At 72.4% G+C, this 17,977-nt stretch carries 19 protein-coding genes; 11 read left to right on the top strand and 8 right to left on the bottom strand.

What is annotated here, in order from left to right; translation table 11 throughout:
• Positions 1–169: 169 nt before the first annotated feature.
• The 3 genes from AB0761_RS30645 to AB0761_RS30635 form a co-directional block, all read right to left on the bottom strand.
• A complete protein-coding gene (locus AB0761_RS30645; RefSeq protein WP_377272396.1) occupies positions 170–439 on the bottom strand; it encodes a hypothetical protein in 270 nt (89 codons plus the stop codon).
• Positions 440–587: 148 nt separating this feature from the next.
• The gene (locus tag AB0761_RS30640; RefSeq protein ID WP_377272395.1) at positions 588–1,484 is read right to left on the bottom strand and encodes a MarR family winged helix-turn-helix transcriptional regulator; all 897 of its coding nucleotides are present in this window, start codon (positions 1,482–1,484) and stop codon (positions 588–590) included.
• A gap of 211 nt (positions 1,485–1,695) precedes the next feature.
• A complete protein-coding gene (locus AB0761_RS30635) occupies positions 1,696–2,400 on the bottom strand; it encodes a TetR/AcrR family transcriptional regulator (RefSeq protein ID WP_377272393.1) in 705 nt (234 codons plus the stop codon).
• A 117-nt stretch (positions 2,401–2,517) separates the two neighbouring features.
• Between AB0761_RS30635 and AB0761_RS30630 the strand changes: the two genes are divergently transcribed.
• The 5 genes from AB0761_RS30630 (at position 2,518) to AB0761_RS30610 (ending at position 7,733) form a co-directional block, all read left to right on the top strand.
• Positions 2,518–3,549 carry a phosphotransferase family protein gene (locus tag AB0761_RS30630; protein WP_377272392.1) on the top strand — a complete coding sequence of 344 codons (1,032 nt, stop codon included), beginning with the start codon at positions 2,518–2,520 and terminating at the stop codon, positions 3,547–3,549.
• Positions 3,550–3,552: 3 nt separating this feature from the next.
• Complete coding sequence (locus AB0761_RS30625; RefSeq protein WP_377272390.1) at positions 3,553–4,767, top strand: acyl-CoA dehydrogenase family protein; 1,215 nt, start codon at positions 3,553–3,555, stop codon at positions 4,765–4,767.
• Positions 4,768–4,844: 77 nt separating this feature from the next.
• Complete coding sequence (locus AB0761_RS30620) at positions 4,845–5,612, top strand: SDR family oxidoreductase (protein ID WP_377272388.1); 768 nt, start codon at positions 4,845–4,847, stop codon at positions 5,610–5,612.
• 57 nt (positions 5,613–5,669) lie between these two features.
• The gene (locus AB0761_RS30615) at positions 5,670–6,425 is read left to right on the top strand and encodes an SDR family oxidoreductase (protein WP_377272386.1); all 756 of its coding nucleotides are present in this window, start codon (positions 5,670–5,672) and stop codon (positions 6,423–6,425) included.
• Between the two features lie 411 nt (positions 6,426–6,836).
• Positions 6,837–7,733 (top strand): phosphatase PAP2 family protein, encoded by an 897-nt coding sequence (locus AB0761_RS30610; protein WP_377272384.1) that lies wholly within the window; start codon positions 6,837–6,839, stop codon positions 7,731–7,733.
• Between the two features lie 7 nt (positions 7,734–7,740).
• On the opposite strand, the gene AB0761_RS30605 is transcribed toward AB0761_RS30610, so the two are convergent.
• Positions 7,741–7,947 (bottom strand): I78 family peptidase inhibitor, encoded by a 207-nt coding sequence (locus tag AB0761_RS30605; protein WP_377272383.1) that lies wholly within the window; start codon positions 7,945–7,947, stop codon positions 7,741–7,743.
• Positions 7,948–8,430: 483 nt separating this feature from the next.
• Here AB0761_RS30605 and AB0761_RS30600 point away from each other — a divergent pair, with 483 nt between their 5' ends.
• The 3 genes from AB0761_RS30600 to AB0761_RS30590 all read left to right on the top strand — a co-directional run bounded on the left by AB0761_RS30600 (position 8,431) and on the right by AB0761_RS30590 (position 11,728).
• A complete protein-coding gene (locus tag AB0761_RS30600) occupies positions 8,431–9,570 on the top strand; it encodes an N-acetylglucosamine kinase (protein ID WP_377272381.1) in 1,140 nt (379 codons plus the stop codon).
• 302 nt (positions 9,571–9,872) lie between these two features.
• Positions 9,873–10,292, top strand: a complete 420-nt coding sequence (locus AB0761_RS30595; RefSeq protein ID WP_377272380.1) for a peptidoglycan-binding protein — start codon at positions 9,873–9,875, stop codon at positions 10,290–10,292.
• 404 nt (positions 10,293–10,696) lie between these two features.
• Positions 10,697–11,728, top strand: coding sequence for a DUF2690 domain-containing protein (locus AB0761_RS30590; RefSeq protein ID WP_377272379.1), 1,032 nt, complete (start codon positions 10,697–10,699; stop codon positions 11,726–11,728).
• Positions 11,729–11,771: 43 nt separating this feature from the next.
• Here AB0761_RS30590 and AB0761_RS30585 read toward each other — a convergent pair whose 3' ends face one another.
• The 4 genes from AB0761_RS30585 to AB0761_RS30570 form a co-directional block, all read right to left on the bottom strand.
• Positions 11,772–12,134, bottom strand: a complete 363-nt coding sequence (locus tag AB0761_RS30585; RefSeq protein WP_377272378.1) for a peptidoglycan-binding protein — start codon at positions 12,132–12,134, stop codon at positions 11,772–11,774.
• Positions 12,135–12,245: 111 nt separating this feature from the next.
• Positions 12,246–12,650 (bottom strand): peptidoglycan-binding protein, encoded by a 405-nt coding sequence (locus AB0761_RS30580; protein WP_377272377.1) that lies wholly within the window; start codon positions 12,648–12,650, stop codon positions 12,246–12,248.
• 561 nt (positions 12,651–13,211) lie between these two features.
• Positions 13,212–13,802: a TIGR03086 family metal-binding protein gene (locus AB0761_RS30575; RefSeq protein WP_377272376.1), complete on the bottom strand. Its 591-nt coding sequence runs from the start codon at positions 13,800–13,802 to the stop codon at positions 13,212–13,214.
• Between the two features lie 292 nt (positions 13,803–14,094).
• Positions 14,095–14,865, bottom strand: coding sequence for a glycosyltransferase (locus AB0761_RS30570; RefSeq protein WP_377272375.1), 771 nt, complete (start codon positions 14,863–14,865; stop codon positions 14,095–14,097).
• A 257-nt stretch (positions 14,866–15,122) separates the two neighbouring features.
• Here AB0761_RS30570 and AB0761_RS30565 point away from each other — a divergent pair, with 257 nt between their 5' ends.
• The 3 genes from AB0761_RS30565 to AB0761_RS30555 all read left to right on the top strand — a co-directional run bounded on the left by AB0761_RS30565 (position 15,123) and on the right by AB0761_RS30555 (position 17,976).
• Complete coding sequence (locus AB0761_RS30565; protein WP_377272374.1) at positions 15,123–15,668, top strand: hypothetical protein; 546 nt, start codon at positions 15,123–15,125, stop codon at positions 15,666–15,668.
• A 356-nt stretch (positions 15,669–16,024) separates the two neighbouring features.
• Positions 16,025–16,399, top strand: coding sequence for a hypothetical protein (locus AB0761_RS30560; RefSeq protein ID WP_377272373.1), 375 nt, complete (start codon positions 16,025–16,027; stop codon positions 16,397–16,399).
• Between the two features lie 230 nt (positions 16,400–16,629).
• Complete coding sequence (locus AB0761_RS30555) at positions 16,630–17,976, top strand: polysaccharide lyase family 1 protein (RefSeq protein ID WP_377272372.1); 1,347 nt, start codon at positions 16,630–16,632, stop codon at positions 17,974–17,976.
• The last annotated feature ends 1 nt before the right edge of the window (position 17,977 follow it).

Below are 17,977 nucleotides of genomic sequence, written 5' to 3'. Positions count from 1 at the left end.
GATGGCTTCGAACCGCAACCGGTTTTCCGGCCCTGTGGACAAAGCTGCGCTGCCGTCTCCGGGGGTCATCCGGCGACGGCAGCGCTCGATCGAGGGGGTGGGAAGGCCGGAGGGACCGCCCCTTCGGTCACCGCTGGTCACCATCGGGAGCCGCGGTGGCGGGACCGCTTCAAGCGGCGGTGTCCAGCTCCTTGGAGGCCGTCCGGAGCGCCTGGAGCGCCACCAGATAGACGCCCTGCAGGTCGGCGAGAGTGGCCGACTGCCGGTCGTTCCAGGAGGGACGCCCGCCCTGCTCCGCGTCACCGCATCGCCGCAGCTCACCCTCGACCTCCGCGACGTAGGCGCGGACCGCGTCATTGGCGCGGTCCACGGCACGCTGGAGGTCGCCGAGGGCACCGAGGTGGCTCAGGTCTCCGGAGTTCGACAGGACTGACGACATGTACCGATTCTATGGAGTGTCACCGACAACCGGGGCCGCCTTTATCGCCCGCACCGCTCTCACCAGCGGATTCCACTGGGCAGCGTTGCTGAGATCACATTTCTGGCAGGTTTGGGCGCCACTCCTGGTGGTGAGAGCGGCCCGTCTGCTACAGCCGCGCGATCTTCTGCAGCAGGTCCATGGCCCGGCTCCGCTCGGCCTCGTCCAGCGGTTCCAGCAGCAGCCGCTGGACCTCGTCGACCCCGGGGGTGCAGCGGCGCAGCATCTCCTGGCCGACCGGCGAGAGGGCCAGCAGGTTGCGGCGGCCGTCGGCGGGGTCGCGGCGGCGCAGCACCAGCCCGCGGCGCACCAGCCGGCTGACCATCTCGGCCATGGTGGCCTTGTCCAGCGAGGCCCGCTCCCCCACGGTCCGCTGGTCGATACCGGGCTCGAGGGAGAGGACGTCCAGCACGGCGTACTGGGGCGCGGTGAGGTCCGCGCCGATGTGCTCGTTCCACAGCCGGGTGTGCACCTGCTGGCCGACCCGGATCAGATAGCCGACGGCCCGCTGGGCGTCCAGCAGCGGCCGGGCGTCGGCCAGGGCGGCGATGGCGACCGGTTCCAGCCGGGCTATCCGGCCCAGGACGGCGACCAGGTCCTGCTGTTCGGCCGGGTCGAGCGGCTCGAAGAGCGTCCGCTGGACGCGCACCACACCCGCGGTGGCCTCCCGCACCAGCTGGGCCCCGCTCGGGGAGAGGGCCAGCAGCTTGCGGCGGCCGTCGGCGGGGTCGCGGCGGCGCAGCACCAGACCGCGCCGCACCAGCCGGCCGACCATCTCGGCCATGGTGGCCTTGTCCAGCGAGGCCCGCTCCCCCACGGTCCGCTGGTCGGAGCCCGGCTCGAGGGCCAGCGCCAGCAGCACCCCGAACTGGGGCGCCGTCAGCTCCGCGCCGACCTGCTCGGTCCACAGCCGGGTGTGCACCTGCTGGGCGACCCGGATCAGATGGCCGGGCGCCTTCAGCGGGCCTTCGAATGTACGGGCGATCTCGATCTCCCCCAGCACCATGAGTCCGTCCCCATGTCGCGCCCGACGTGCTCGTGTCCGTCGGGGGGCGCAGTAACGGCGTGCCGGTGTCCCGCAGTCAGGGAGCTCCGCCGTGCAGCCGACGGCTGCTGGCGGACACTATACAAATGTCCGACTGATCTGCCAGGTCTGGCGGCATAGTAAACGCTTGTTCTGGCATCGGCCAGTTTTGCTCCTTACTTCCACAGGAGCTTCACCCGATCGCCAGCCCCCGTAGCAGCAGATCCGCAAATGTCCGGCCGATCTCCTCCGGGCGCAGCTCTCCGTCCGGCCGGTACCAGGTGCCGAGGTGGTGGACGCCGCCGAAGAACTGGTGCACCACGAGGTCCGCGGAGACCTCCGGACGCAGCTCACCGGCCTGCTGTCCCTCCTCCACCAGTGCACGGAAACGCTCGTGGTAGCGCCGGCGCCCGCTGCGCACGGCGGCCTGCCGGCTCTCCGGGAGCATGTGCATGGACCGCATGGAGACCACCGCGTCGTCCAGGTGGTCCAGCGTGGTCACCACCACGTCCGCCGCGGCGGCGCGCAGCCGCTCGGCGGCGGGGCCGCCGCCGTCGGCGATCCCGGCCAGCCGCCGGGACTGCAGATCCAGCAGCCGGGTGTAGATCTCCTGCAGCAGGTCGTCCTTGGCGGAGTAGTAGTGGTACATCGCGCCCTTGGTGACGCCCGCGCGCTCCACGATGTCCTGGACCGAGGTCTGCGCGAAGCCGCGCTCGGCGAAGAGCGAGCTGGCCACGGCGAGCAGCCGCGCCTGGACGGGCAGCTCGGCGCCGGCCCGCGGATCCCGTCCGGGGGCCCGGCCGGGCGCATCGGAGCGCAGCGTCCCGGGGAGCGCGGCCCGTACGGGGCGGGGCGGGGCCGACGGGTCCCCTGCAGGTCTGCGGCGGGCTGCGGACACCTGGACTCCTCTCCCCGGGTGGATCACACAGAGCCACCCTAGCGCACATACCTACTGGTCGGTATGGTGACGAGGCGGCGCCGGGACCGGCCCGGCCGCACCGAAAGGACGGCATCCATGGCCGACCAGCCCCCGGGCCTCGACCTGGACCGGCTGCACGCCCATCTGGCGCTCGCCCACCCCGGTCTCACCGCCGGCCCCCTCTCGGCACAGCTGATCGCCGGGGGGAAGTCCAATCTGACCTACACGGTCAGCGACGGCGGCTCCCGCTGGGTGCTGCGCCGCCCGCCGCTCGGCCATGTGCTCGCCACCGCCCACGACATGGCACGCGAGTACCGGGTGATCTCGGCGCTGGCCGGGACGGCCGTGCCGGTGCCCGCCACCCATCTGCTGTGCGAGGACCCCGAGGTGCTCGGCGCCCCCTTCTATCTGATGGAGGAGGTCGGCGGCACCGTCTACCGCACCGCCGAGGACACCGCGGACCTGGGCACGGACCGCGCCCGCCGGCTCTCGGCCCACCTGGTCGACGTGCTGGGGGAGCTGCACGCGGTGGACCCGGCCGAGGTGGGACTTGCCGGCTTCGGCCGCCCCGAGGGCTATATGACCCGTCAGGTGGAGCGCTGGCACAGGCAGTTCGAGGCGTCCCGCAGCCGTGAGATCAAGGGCATGGAGGAGCTGTACCAGCGGCTGCGCGGCTCTGTGCCGACGGCCCAGCGGGTGGCCGTGGTGCACGGCGACTACCGGCTGGACAACGCGATCTTCAGCGCGGACGACCGGGTGGCGGCCGTGCTGGACTGGGAGATGGCGACGCTGGGCGACCCGCTCGCCGACCTGGGACTGATGCAGGTGTACTGGGACATCGCCCGGGAGGTACCGGAGAACCCGGTGTCCTCGGCGGTCAGCGCCGAGGCCGGCTTCCCCGCCATGGCCGAGCTGGTCGCCCGGTACGCGGACCGCAGCGGCCTCGACACCACCCCGCTGCCCTGGTACGTGGCGTTCGCGCGCTACAAGCTGGCGATCATCGCCGAGGGCATCCACTACCGCTTCACCCAGGGCAAGACCGTGGGTGGCGGCTTCTCGCACATCGGGGCCATGGTGCCGCCGCTGGTCGCGGCCGCGCTGGAGTCCCTCCTGACGGAAGGGTCCTGACCGATGGAGTTCGCCTACGACAGCCGCACCGAGGAGCTGCGCGGCCGACTGCTGGCCTTCATGGACGAGGTGGTGTACCCGGCCGAGCCGCTCTTCGAGGAGCAGGTGGCCGCCGCCGGGGACCCCTGGGCGCGGCCCCCGGTGATGGCCGACCTCAAGGCCGAGGGACGCCGGCGCGGGCTGTGGAACCTCTTCCTTCCGGGTGAGCACGGCGCCGGGCTGACCAACCTCCAGTACGCACCGCTGGCGGAGATCACCGGCCGCAGTCCGCATCTGGCACCGGAGGCGCTCAACTGCTCGGCGCCGGACACCGGCAACATGGAGGTGCTGGCCGAGTTCGGCTCCGCCGAGCAGCGCGACCGCTGGCTGAAGCCGCTGCTGGAGGGCGAGATCCGGTCGGCGTTCTGCATGACCGAGCCGGAGGTGGCCTCCTCCGACGCCACCAACATCGCCACCCGGATCGAGCGGGACGGCGACCACTATGTGATCAACGGCCGCAAGTGGTGGTCCACCGGCGCCATGGACCCCGCCTGCGAGATCTTCGTGGTGATGGGCCGCACCGACCCCGACGCACCCAAACACCGCCGGCAGTCCATGATCCTGGTGCCCCGCGACACCCCCGGTGTCACGGTGGTCCGCGGGATGACCGTCTTCGGCTACACCGACGGACCGCACGGCGGCCACGGCGAGGTGCTCTTCAAGGATGTCCGGGTCCCGGCGGGCAATCTGATCGCCGGTGAGGGCGAGGGGTTCGCCATCGCCCAGGCCCGGCTGGGTCCGGGCCGCATCCACCACTGCATGCGGCTGATCGGCATGGCCGAGCGCGCAGTGGAGCTGATGTGCCGCCGGGCGCTGGAGCGCAGCGCCTTCGGCAAGCCGCTGGCCGAGCAGGGCGTGGTCCAGGAGTGGATCGCCGAGTCCCGGGTGCGCATCGAGCAGCTGCGGCTGCTGGTGCTGAAGACCGCCTGGCTGATGGACACCGTGGGCAATCGGGGTGCCCACACCGAGATCCAGGCCATCAAGATCGCCACTCCGGCCGCGGTGGAGTGGATCCTGGACAAGGCGATCCAGACCCACGGCGGCGGCGGGGTGTCCCAGGACTTCCCGCTGGCCCAGCTGTGGGCGGGGGCGCGCACCCTGCGGTTCGCCGACGGTCCCGACGAGGTCCACCGGCGGTCGCTGGCCCGCCGCGAACTCAAGCGCCATCTGCCCGCCTGAACCAGGCGGGTCCGCTCCGCACCTCCCCACCCGGGAATGCCCGACAGGCAACCACCACAAGGAATGCGAGTAACCACATGACCGAGCAGAGCACCGCCCCCCGCGTCGCGATCGTCACCGGTGCCGCCCGCGGTATCGGGGCCGCCACCGCGATCCGCCTGGCCGCCGACGGTTTCGCCGTCGCGGTGGTGGACCTGGAGGAGTCCGCCGGCACGGAGACGGTGGAGAAGATCACCGCGGCCGGCGGCCGGGCGCTGGCGGTCGGCGCCGATGTGTCGGACGCCGAGCAGGTGCAGGCGGCCGTCGACCGGATCGCCGCCGAGCTGGGCGCGCCCACCGTGCTGGTCAACAACGCCGGTGTGCTGCGCGACAACCTGCTGTTCAAGATGTCCGAGTCGGACTGGGACATCGTGATGGGGGTGCACCTCAAGGGTGCCTTCCTGATGACCAGGGCGGTGCAGAAGCACATGGTGGACGCCGGCTTCGGACGGGTCGTCAACCTCTCCTCGTCCTCCGCCCAGGGCAACCGCGGGCAGGCCAACTACTCCGCCGCCAAGGCCGGACTCCAGGGCTTCACCAAGACGCTGGCCATCGAGCTGGGCAAGTTCGGCATCACCGCCAACGCGGTCGCCCCCGGCTTCATCGCCACCGACATGACCGCCGCCACCGCGGCCCGGGTCGGCATGGACTTCGAGGAGTTCAAGAAGGTCGCCGCCACCCAGATCCCGGTGGCCCGGGTCGGCGTCCCGGACGACATCGCCCACACCATCTCCTTCCTGGTCAGCGAGGGCGCGGGCTTTGTGTCCGGCCAGGTCGTCTATGTGGCCGGCGGGCCGCTGGACTGACCGCCCCCCGCCCCGGGGAACCAGCAACCACACCTCATGAAAGACAGGTACGGACGGATGACCGAGCAGAGCGGGCGCGTCGCGCTCGTCACCGGGGCGAGCCGAGGGATCGGCCTCGCAGTCGCCGAGGCCCTGGTGGCCCGCGGCGACCGGGTGGTGATAACCGGTCGGGACGGCAAGGCGCTGGACGAGGCGGTCGAGCACCTCGGCGGTCCCGAGCACGCCCTCGGCGTGGCCGGCAAGAGCCATGACGCGGCCCACCGGGCGGCGGCGGTCGAACAGGCCATGGAGCGCTTCGGCCGGATCGACGCCCTGGTCAACAATGTGGGTACCAACCCGGTGTTCGGCTCGATGGTCGACCTCGACCTGGACGCCGCCCGCAAGATCCTGGACATCAATGTGGTGTCCACCCTGGGCTGGGTGCAGCTGGTCCACCGGGCGTGGCTGAAGGAGCACGGCGGGGCCGTGGTCAATGTCTCCTCGGTGAGCGCGCTCGGACCGGCCCCCGGCATCGGGATGTACGGGGCGAGCAAGGCCGCCCTGATCCAGCTCACCCAGCAGCTGGCGCACGAGCTGGCACCCACGGTGCGGGTGAACGCGGTCGCCCCGGCGGTGGTGAAGACCCGCTTCGCCGAGGCGCTCTTCGCCGGGCACGAGGAGGAGGCGGCGGCCGCCTACCCGCTGAAGCGGCTGGGCGTACCGGAGGACATCGGCGGTGCGGTGGCGTTCCTGCTGTCGGACCAGGCCTCCTGGATCACCGGCCAGACGCTGGTGCTGGACGGCGGGCTCACCCTCGGCGGCGGGATGGCCTGACCGCGTCCGACCGTGCGGGCCGCACCCCCGGGGTGCGGCCCGCACGGCGTTCCAGGGAAATGCGGGCAGAACTCCGCGTTTCGTTCTGCGAAATTCCGGCGGACAGCGCACACCGGAATCGGTACACCCGCGAACAGGCCCGCCGCATTCCGGACCCGACCCTCCCGATCCCCGGGGGACCAGACGTCCGCGGATGTCCACGGCGGAATCGGACATCCCCGCCGCAGGCGGCGGAAACCCAAGTCGGCGGGCCGCCGGCGCGGCGCAGGGATGATTCTCGTCACATTCCTGGCCGCACACCTCGCAGACCTGCTCCTTTATCTTCCGCTAACACAGTCGATCAGGTCACATCGTCATTACGAAGGGCCGGTCGGTCACGAGCGCAGTGTCACGGGCTGTAACGTCAAGGGAGTGCGTACCCAGACGAACGACGCCGCTCCGCTCGGACGGCCGGGCAAAGACGTCGCGGGGCGGTCGCCGGAGCGCCGCTGGCCGCCGCTGACGCGCACCCACAAGATCCTGTTCGGCGCCGTGATCGTGCTCTACGCCGTGGTGGTGGTGGGGGTCCTCACCAACTCCTGGATGGTGGCCCTGGACTGGGACACCATGCTGATCAGGCCCTACAAGCGCTGGCCGCAGCTGCTGCCGTACCTCAACGTCTGGATCATCGCCGGCCAGCGCGGCCCCTCGGCGATCGCCGCCTGCATCTGGCTGGTGTGGCGCAGTCACCGGGCGCGCAGCATGCGGCCGCTGCTGGTGATGGGCACGGCGCTGCTGCTGCTCAACATGACGGTCGGCGGGGTGAAGATCGTGACCGGTCGGCTGGGTCCCCACTACGCGCACTACATGGGATCGCCCGAACTCTTCGCCGGCGGCCAGATCTTCCCCTCCGGACACACCGCCAACTCGGTGGTGACCTGGGGCGTCCTCGCCTACCTCGCGGTCCGGCACCGCCGCGCCGGCGCGCTGGTCGCCGGGATCACCGCCGCCTCCATCGGACTCACCACGGTCTATCTGGGCACCCACTGGATCAGCGATGTGCTGGCCGGCTGGACCGCCGGGGTGCTGGTGCTGCTGGTGCTGCCGCTCTTCGAGCCGGTCATCACCTCCGTCGACGACCGCATCCAGCAGCTCTGGCGAGGCCGCCGAGGCGCGTCGCAGCCGAGCCCCGCCCCTGCGACGGCCCAGGGCTGGTCCGGCTGGGACCAGGCGGTCCGGGACGAACTGGCCGGGGTCGGCGGCTTCTCCGACGACCAGACCGACCGCCCGACCGGCCGACCGACCGGCCGCCGCGGGATCCCCGGCTGACGTCCGGTCAGCCGGTCCAGCAGCGCACCACCCGGCCGCCGTCCGCCGCGAAGTTGATCCTGCCCACCCGGTACTCCAGGGTGACCAGCGCATCGGGCGCCACCACCCGCACCGCGGTCCACCCCCGCGTCCGGGCGACCGCCTCCGCCTGCTCCACGGCGAGCCCCAGATAGCTCTCCGGGTCGTCCTGCGGCGGTTCGGGAATGTCGGACATCGCGCCGTCCTCACTCGATCGGGGGTGCCTGTCAGCACCCTGAGTGCCGCGCCACCCTCGGGATGGCCGGTGTTGCCTTCGCCACGCTATGCCGGCCCACGGCCCGGCGGAAGACGCTCCGCGCACCTCGGCGCGGTGATCCCGGATTGGCCACGGCCGTGAATGTCCTGTGGCTCGCGGGTGCAGGTTCCGCGTTTCGCCCGGTGAAATTCGCCCGAACCGGCGGCGCCCGTCCCGGCCGTTCGGTGGAATTCACCGCTCTGTTCGGCTCCGGCGGCACGGGGCGAATGTCCGCACCCGACGCATTCCCACCGTACGCGAAATGGACGTATCGCCTGTCCATGTCAGCCGGCGCCCGGCCGCCGGGGGTTTGCGGACGGCCGCCGCGGGATTTGCCGCGAACGGTGGTGCGGCCAGGTGCGGACTGGCACAGTGTGGCCAGCACGGGCACCACACCAGCCGCTCCCCGGGGGAACCGCAGCGATGCACCAGAACCGCCCCGCCGCTGACCGCAGCGAACCCGGCGGCAACCCCGACCGCAGCACTCCTGACCGCAGCGCCCCCGACCGCGGTCCCTCCGACCGGTCCGGCGCCTCCCCCGCGGGAACCCCCACCGCCCCCGAGGACTCCTCCGAGCTGGTGCTCGGCATGGACGTGGGCGGCACCACCACCCGGGCCCTCCTCTGCGACCTGGCCGGAAACCGCCACGGCAGGGCCGTCAGCGGAGGTGGCAACCCCACCGCCCATCGCCCCCACCGGGCCTCCGCCGCACTGGCGGTGGCGCTCCGCGGCGCGCTCGCGGGCACCGACCCGGCCGAGGTGCGGCACGGAGTGGTCGGTCTCGCGGGGCGGCGGCTGCTGGGCCGGCCCGAGGTCCGGGCAGCGTTCCGCCGCGCCTGGGAGGACGCGGGGCTGCGGTGCCCCATGACGGTGGTGCCGGACGCCGCGGTCGCCTTCGCCGCCGGATCGGCGACCGGCAGCGGCAGTGTGCTCATCGCCGGGACCGGCGCCATCGCGGTACGGATGGACCGCTGGGAGGAGGTCCGCCGGGCGGATGGGCTGGGGTGGCTGCTGGGCGACCTGGGCTCCGGCTTCTGGATGGGCCGGGAGGCGGTCCGGTTGACCCTGGAGGCCCTGTCCGGCCGGGTGCACGCGCCTGTGCTGGCCCCCATGGTGCTGGAGGAACTGCTGGGCAGCCCCGCCGCCTCCGCCCCCGCGGCCGGGCCCGACCCGGGTGGCGCCCTGGCGAACCGGCTGGTGGCCGCGGTGTACGCGGACCGCCCGGTCGCCCTGGCCCGGCTGGCGCCCCTGGTGACCGCCGCCGCCGAGCACGAGGACCCGGCGGCGGCCGACCTGGTGGAGGCGGCCGCCAGGCATCTGATGGCCACCCTGGCGGCGGTACGCCGGCCCGGCGAGCGCACTCCGGTGGTGCTGGCGGGCTCCTGCCTGGTCACCGACAACGTCCTGGCGCGGCAGGTGGTGCGGGCCCTCGACACCCAGTGGCCGGGCGCCGAGGTGGGCTGGGCCCTGGACGGCGCGGCCGGAGCGGCGGTCCTGGCGGCGGACTCACTGGGCGTGGACGAGGCGACGCTGGCCTCGATGCACCGGCGGCTGCTGGCCTGAAGGGCCGTCCCGGGGTGACGGTGTCTCACATCTCACCGTCCGAGCGTCTCAAAGCACAGGTCAGCACGGTGAGACGGGCTGCGACCGGCATGGCGCCCCGATCGGGCTTGCTGCGGTGATCATGCCGTGGAAAGGTCCTGAACGCCGCCGGAACGAGATGTCCCTTCCCGAACCACGGGACCTTGGAATTCGTCCGCGACGGCACTCGCACCGGAACAGGAATGGCAGCCGCCGCCCTCCGCGTATGCCTGCCGCGATCCCGGCAGCGGCTTTCCCTCAGGACCGACGCAAAGGAATCCCCAGTGAGCCTCAGGAACAAGACCATCAGGAGCATCGGCATACTCGCCCTCGTCGGTGCCTGCGGGCTCGGCCTGGCCGGCAACGCCAGCGCCTCCGGCGGTGCCGCCTACATCGGCTCCGGACACTCCACCGACGCACATGCCGTGTGGTGTGTGCAGCACGACTTCGACTACGCCGTCACGCATTGGGGTTTCAGGTATCCGGCGCCCGCCACAATCGCCGAGGACGGCCTCTGGGGTCAGCGCACGGAATCGGCCGTGGAATGGCTCCAGTACGCCATGGGAGACCAGCAGGACGGCATTGTGGGCCCGCAGACCGGCGCGGACCTGCTCACCATGGGTGACCCGTACTACAACGGCACGCCGGGCGCTCCGGGGTACTGCTACCAGTACATTCCGGGTGACTTCCTGCCCACGTCCTGACGCCGTACGGACCCGCCTGCCCCGAGGGGCGCGCCACCCGGCTCAGCCCCGGGCGGCGCGTCCCCCGCGCTCCCGGGCGGCGCACAGCCGCCGGGCCGTCCCCCGTCCTGGTCCCGCCGCCGCGGCCTGCCCCCATCGGGCGCTGCGGCGCTCCGGAAATCCGTTGGCACGCGACCGATCCGGAGAACCCCCGGCCCCCATTCCCGCCGTCGGCACGGGATTCGACGCAGTATAGGTTCACCGCCGGCGGGTTCTCCGACGGACCGCTGCAACCGCCTCACCCGGGGCGGCCTATTGGTGTGTCCGGACCCGGGCATCGAGGCGGTGCGGGGGAACCGGGAATTCGGCCGGCATTCCCTCGGTGGCTCTGCGTCCGGATGGACCACGGCAACACATGGGGTGGCATGAGTACGGCCTGGAAGCCTCTTCCAGACGATATATCCGGCACAGCACGCGAGCTGGTCGAGGCGCTCCGCGCGGTCAAGGACGTCCATGGACTGACCCTCGCGGAAATCGCGGCGAGGACGCATTACAGCAAGGCTTCCTGGGAGCGCTGGCTGAACGGAAAGCGGTTGATCACACCGCAGGCGCTGCGACAGCTCGGCGAGGTCTGGGACTGCGACAGCGCGGCTCTGACCCGGCTGCTGGAGCAGGCATCCATGCCGGCCGCATCCGAGGCACCGGCCGACGACACGGGGGCCGACGGCACCGGGGTAGGCAGCGCCGCGGGGAGCGACAGCGATGTGGAAGCCGCGCCGGCGGTGCCGGAGGCGCGTTCGGAGGAGACGGGCAGGCGGCGGCGCTTCCGGGTGCGCCGGGCGGGCGGCCCGACCCCGCGAGGGCCCGGGGACCCAGGACGGCAACGGAGACTCTCCGCCGTCCTCTGGGTCGCGGCCGCCACCGCGACCGTCGCCGGGGTCTGGGCCTACGGCGCCCTTCAGGAGCATCCGGCGGCCGCCACCGTCGACGACGCGGCGGCAGCCACCGGACGCCCGACCGCCACCGCGGGGGGCTGCCGCGCCGCCGGCTGTGTCGGCAGGGACCCGAGCAGTACGGGCTGCGCCATGGACGCGGTGACCCTGCTCAGCGCGAACAACGGAAAGGTCACCCTCTACATCCGTTACAGCCCCCGTTGTCAGGCTGCCTGGGCCAAACTGACGGATGGTGCGGCCAAGGACACGGCGACCATCACCACCGGTACCGGTCAGAGCGCGACCGCCCTCATCCACTGGGGATACGACGCCTTCTCGCCGATGGTCGACGCCAGCGGCAGCGGCACCACCCTTCAGGTCTGCGGACAGCAGCCGGCCGGGAACGCGTGCACGCCGACCGTCACGGATCCGAAGCGGGTCGCCTCCCGGCTCCCCGCTCCGTCGATGTCGGCCTCGGCCCCGGTCTCGCCGTCACTCTCGGGATCGCCCACGGCGGTCCACTGAGACGCTGCCGCGGCCCGGTCGGGCGGTGTCCACCACCGGGGTGTCAGCAGACGTAGCCGCCGTAGACGCTCCATCGGTCCAACGCCGCCCAGGTCTTGGCACCCACGATCCCGTCCGCCCCGGTTCCGGCGCACGTGCTGCCCTGGAACTTGATGACGGCGTTGTAGGTGCTCTGCCCGAAGACGCCGTCGACGACAAGCGCGGTGTTGGCCATGGAGGAATTCAGCTCGCACTGGAGCGCCTTCACGGGTGCGCCGCTGCTGCCGTAGGCAAGCTGCGGCTCGCTGGTGCTGTAGACCCCGCAGTCGACGGGGCTCGTCATCGCGGAGGCGTCAGTGGCGGTGACCGCGGCGGCGGCGCAGACCAGCAGGGTGGTCGCGGCGACGGCCGCGAGCTTCTTGACCATGGGAGGTTCCTTGTAGGGAGGGCCGGTTGGGCAGGGGTGGGAGAGGCGGGGCGGGCGGCCTTCGCTGCCCGGCCGGGTGGCCGGGCAGCGAAGGCCGCCCGCGACAGGGCGCTACGGCGCCCAGATCCCCGGGATGTACTGGTCGCAGTACCCGGGAGCGGTCGGCGAGCCGTTGTAGTACGGGTCACCCTCCATCAGCAGGTCCGAGCCCGTGAGTGCGCCGACGACGCCGTCGGGCGTCTCGGAGAGCTGCCCCTGGAACCACCGGACGCCCGCCTCGGTCTTCGCTCCCCAGACGCCGTCCTCGGCAAGCGCGGCGATCTTGTTGGTCACATGGGCGCCGTGCGTGAGGTAGTAGTTGATGTCGTGCTGGACGCACCACACGGCATGGGTGTTGGTGGAGTAGCCGCTGCCGATGTAGGGGGCGTCCAGGCTGGCGTGGGCCGTCCCGGTCAGGGCGAGCAGAGCCGCTCCGGCGAGGGCGGCACTGGTCATGCCCTTGGCTGTCTTGCGCATGAGACTCACAGGGGTCCTTCACATCGACGGTCGTGGTGTGGTGCCGCAGTAGAGGCGTCACAGGACGCACGGATCGCGCGGCCGGCGGATACCGCTCCGGGCCCACAGGTGCGCCGTCAGGCGGGCGCGTTTCGGGGGCTCCGGCGAGGGCGGACGATCTCGCCTCTGCGATGACCAGGACACTTCCACAGCGTGATCAACGCGACCACCCTTTCCGGGCCTCACGGTCGCCTCAGGCTCGTCCCACTGCGCCGACCTGCACTTTGAGACGGCGATGCGCAGCCGATTGGAGACGTCGGAGGGCGAAGCCCGAGTCGCTGGACGGTCGGCGAGGCGGCCGGCCGCGTCTCGACGCCATCCCTCACCGCCGGCCACAGCGCCGTCTCTCTGCCTCCGCCCCCAGCCCCGCTCAGCGGCCGCCTGCCGTCGGGACCCGCCGACTGCGACCCGCGGCTGCGACCGGCCGCGGAACGGCTCGCCGGCTCCTGCCGGCACCGTCGGCCGCGGTGGACGCAGCGGCGGCTCGGCCTCCGGTGGACCCGGTGGCGGCCCTGCGGTTCGTCAGGCGCAGCGGCCCAGAACGGCGAGCAGCCGGGTCTGCTCGTCGGCGTCGTCGGGGACCTTCACCGGTGGGGCGAACAGCCCGGTGGCGGCCAGCCTGTCGGCATAGGGCTCCACCTCCTGCCTGGCGAAGGCGACCAGTTCGGGGGCGAGTCTGGTGTCGCCGCCGGTGGCCCGTGCCAGATCCCAGGTGTGCACGGCGGCGTCCATGGTCATCTGGCTGCAGTAGTCGACGGCCCGGGTGTCGCCGGCCGTCAGATGCGCCACGGTGTCCAGTGCACCGGGGCGGGTGAAGGCCTCCCGGGCGGCGGTCGCGGCCCGGCGCCAGACACCCACCGGGTCGTTGCCGAGCAGGTCTCCCTCGAAGCGGTCGCCGACCTCGGCGACGGTGGCGCCGTCCATCATCGGGCGCACCCAGAGCTGTTCCACGGTGAGGTGGTTGACCAGCTCGCGTACGGTCCACTTGGTGCACGGGGTGGCCGCGTCCCACTGACCGGCGCCGACGGCACGCACCCGGCGGCCGAAGGAGGCGAGCGCCTCGGCGTGCATCCTGAGCACTTCTTCCTGCTCGTCCGTGAGGGTGTGCGCCATCGAAGTCGCCTCTCCGGTGCTGGGCCGGGCGGCCGGCCCCAGGGGACCGCCTCTCCGGGGCGTCCGGGGGCGTCCGGAGGCCGCCGTGCGCCTGCCCGGGGCCCCGGGGCGGTACACCCGGACGGGGCCGGTGACGCACGAACGGCGCAGTGCCGGCGCGTTTGTGGCGGGGCGGGCGGACAGCGGCCCCGCGGCGCCCCGTGCGGCGGTGCGGGCGGGCGTCGGGGCCGGTGCCGGCCGCACTCAGCGGTGGCGGTGCGGGCCGGACCGTGGTGGGGGCTGCCGAGCCGGTTCAGCTGCCGTCGAGGGCCGGGAAGGACAGTGCCGAGATGGTGTCGCCGAAGCCGCCGCGGGCACGGACACTGCGGCGCGCCGAGGTGATCACCGGGAGGTCGGCGGCCCGGCGGACGGGGCGGCCGAGCCGTTCCAGAGCGGTGACCAGCGCATGGTCCTCCCCCACGGCCAGCGCCGCGAAGCCGCCCGCCGAGCGGTAGGCGTCGGCGCGTACGCCCAGATTGGCCCCGTGCACATGGGGGTGCTCGGGGCGGGGTGTGAGCCGGGCGGCGGGTTTGGGACTCGTCTCCACCGCGGGCCTGACCGGGGTGGCGTACTGGCGCTGGAACTTCTCCGCGGTGCCCGCCGGGTGGTCGGACCAGTCCAGGACCTGGACGGTGCCCAGCACGGCGTCCCAGCCCTGTTCCGCATAGGCGAGCTGCCGGGCGAGCCAGCCGTAGGGGACCCGGGTGTCGGCGTCGGTGTGGGCCAGCCAGAGTTCACCCGGGGCCGGGGCGCCGACCGGGGACAGCACGGCGGCCAGGGCGCGGTCGGTGCCGCGGGCGCGGGCGGCACCGACGTTGCAGGCCCGGATGGTTGCCACCTCGGCGCCGGCGTGGCGGGCGATCGCGGCGGTGCGGTCGCGGCAGCTGTCCGCGACCACCACCAGGCTCACCGGGATGCCGCGCAGCCCCGGATGGCGGGCCGCGCGGCGCACTGCGGCGAGGCACCCGCCGAGCAGCCGCTCCTCGTCCCTGGCGGGGACCACGACGGCGATGGCGCGGATCATGAACGGACCTCCTGCGAGTACGGCGGCGAACCGGTTGCGCGGACCGGGCGGGAGCAGCCGGGCAGCGGCCGCCGAGGGGTGGGTGCATGCTGAGCGGCCGGTCGGTCGCGCGGTGGGGGCACGGCGCCGAGGGGCCTCTCCGGCCACGGTGACACGGCGGGGGCCCTTGCCGCGCGGGGCCGTTCGCCCTGCGCCGCCGCCTTCACCCGAGTGGGTGTGTCCTCGGCGGATCAAACCGGAATGGCGCTCTCCGCTCCGTGTCCGCACCGTGGAACCGGGTAGTCGGTCAGTGGGTGGTCGCGGGCTGCGCGCTGCGCGGTTCCGACGCCCCGGCCATGGACCACGACGCTGGAGGCGACGAGACCATGCGGCAGTACATCCCCAATCGCGACCGCGGCGCGGCAGGCGGCGCGGACGCCCCGCGCACCTCACCGCACGGCATGCCGCTGGAAGGCCCCGGCACCCCCGGACGCCGCCGCAATGTGCAGGTGACCGACACGCAACTGCCCGACCCGCACCTCACCTACGACATCACCGGTCGGCGTCGTGACCGCAGCGGCCTGCCGACACCGGGCGGCCGCAGCCTGTCGGACATCCGGATCTTCCTGGCAAGCGTCTTCGCCCCGCTGCTGCTGGTGGGCGCGGCGATCCTCGCCTTTGTGGCCTCCATCGCGAGCAGCGGCAGCCGGTCCACCTTTGTGGGCCTGGCCATCGCCTGCTTTGTGCTCTCGGTGGGCGCCGCGCTGGACGTGGCCCAGTCGGTGTGGCGCCGTCACCGCAGGGAGCAGCGCTCCGCGGTCTGAGCGGGTACGGCGCGCGGCGGCGCCCCGGGCCGGTCCGGCCCGGGGCGCCTCATGCTGTCCGGTTAAGCCGTTCGGGTGATGCGACCGCGGCAGATCCACCACTCACTCGTACCGGGCCCTTCCGGCCGCCTATCCGAAGAAGACAGGGGGATTTTCGATCCTCATCAGTCTCAAATGACCGCAAGTCATTCAAGATTCGCCAACTGGCATGTGCCGGGTGGCGGTGTCCCTAGGGTCACCAGTGCTCGGACCGGTCTGCTGCACATCCGTCGGCGGCCGGCCCCCTGCGTTGCCGACCCGCCTGGCCGGCCCCTAGTCCGGCCGAGCCGGCGTACCAACCGGAGGACTCTCAGACCATGACCAACATGGAAGCGGCACTCAAGGAAGCGATGACCATCGAGGGGGCCGTCGGTGTCGCCCTGGTCGACTACAGCAGCGGCATGGCCCTGGGGACCCTGGGCAGCACCAACGAGCTCGACCTCAATGTCGCAGCCGCGGGGAACACGGATGTGGTCCGGGCCAAGATGCGCACCATGGAGATGCTCAACCTCCACAACGAGACCATCGAGGACATCCTGATCACGCTCACCGGCCAGTACCACCTGATCCGGCCGCTGACGCACCGCAGCAGCAAGGGCATCTTCATCTACCTTGCACTGGACCGGCATCGGGCCAATCTGGCGATGGCCAGGCACATCACACGAAAGCTCGAGGAGACCCTCGAGATCTGAGGCAGTCGACGCGGCAGTGCGGGCGGGGCGGCCACCGGAGCCTTCCGGTGGCGGCCCCGCCCGTTGTGTCGGCGCTCCCGCGCACACCCGCCCCCCAGTGGCAGGGCACTGCCGGCGACGGGTGCGCACCACTGGATTGACAGCGAGTGCGAGGCTCCCTAGGGTCCGATCACGGATGTGAACAACATTCAGCACGATGAACGATTCGTCCTGTCCCAGAGGAGATCCCCGTGCACATCCCCTCCGGCCTCCGGGCGGTCGGCCCCGTCCTGGGCTGCGCCGTCCTCGGCCTCGCACTCACCGCCGCACCCGCCGGGGCGGCCGACCGCCACTCCCAGCAGACCGGCCAGAGCAGCCGCATCGCCCGTGCCGCCCTGCCCGCCGGCGACGGATGGGGCTCGGCCGACGGCGGCACCACCGGCGGCTCCGCCGCCGACGCCGCCCGCACCCAGGTCGCCTCCACCCGCGCCCAGCTGGTGGCGGCTCTGGGAGGCACCCAGGGCACCGACAGCACCCCCAAGATCGTCTACATCCGCGGCACCATCGACCTCAACACCGATGCCGACGGACAGCCGCTGAGCTGCGCCGACTACGCCACCGACGGCTACACCCCGGCCGGCTACCTGGCGGCCTACGACCCCGGTGTCTGGGGCCGCACCGCCGAACCCAGCGGACCGCTGGAGGACGCCAGGGCCGCCTCCGCCGCCCGCCAGGCGGAGCAGGTGCAGATCCGGGTCCCGTCCAACACCACCCTGGTGGGCATCGGCGGCGACGCCCGCATCCTGGGCGGCGGACTGCTGCTGAAGAACGTCGACAACGTCATCGTCCGCAACCTCACCTTCGAGGACGCCGCCGACTGCTTCCCGCAGTGGGACCCCACCGACACCTCGGTGGGCAACTGGAACTCCGCCTACGACTCCCTCTCCCTCTCCGGGGCCACCCATGTCTGGGTGGACCACGCCACCTTCACCGACGGCCGCAACCCGGACTCCGCGCAGCCGCTCTACTTCGGCCGGCCCTACCAGGTGCACGACGGCCAGCTGGACATCACCAACGGCTCCGACGAGGTCACCGCGTCCTGGAACGTCTTCACCCAGCACGACAAGACCAACCTGGTGGGCAGCAGCAACACCTCAAAGACCGACCCCGGCAAGCTGCGGGTGACCTTCCACCACAACGCCTGGGAGGGCACCATCCAGCGGGCGCCCCGGGTGCGGTTCGGCCAGGTCGACGTCTACAACAACTACTACGCGGCCGACGACCCGGCGGCCTACGACTACAGCTGGGGCGTGGGGGTGAACTCGCAGCTGGTGGCGGAGAAGAACTACCTGCGACTGTCCGGCGGCGTCTCCCCCGCCCAGGTGATCTACAACTGGGGCGGCACCGCCGCGACGGTCGACGGCAACCTGGTCAACGGCCGGCCCGTCGACCTGCTGGCCGCCTTCAACGCCGCCAACCCCGCCACCCCCATCGCCTCGGGTGCGGGCTGGACTCCCGCGCTGCGCACCCGGGTCGACAACCCCGCCGCACTCCCCGGGATCATCGGCTGCAACGCGGGCGCCGGCCGCCTCCACTGAC

The organism is Peterkaempfera podocarpi (genome assembly GCF_042466665.1).
In the GTDB taxonomy this organism is placed as follows: domain Bacteria; phylum Actinomycetota; class Actinomycetes; order Streptomycetales; family Streptomycetaceae; genus Peterkaempfera; species Peterkaempfera podocarpi.
The sequence above is the reverse complement of the archived record's forward strand: the minus strand, read 5'-3'. Positions and strand labels throughout refer to the sequence as shown.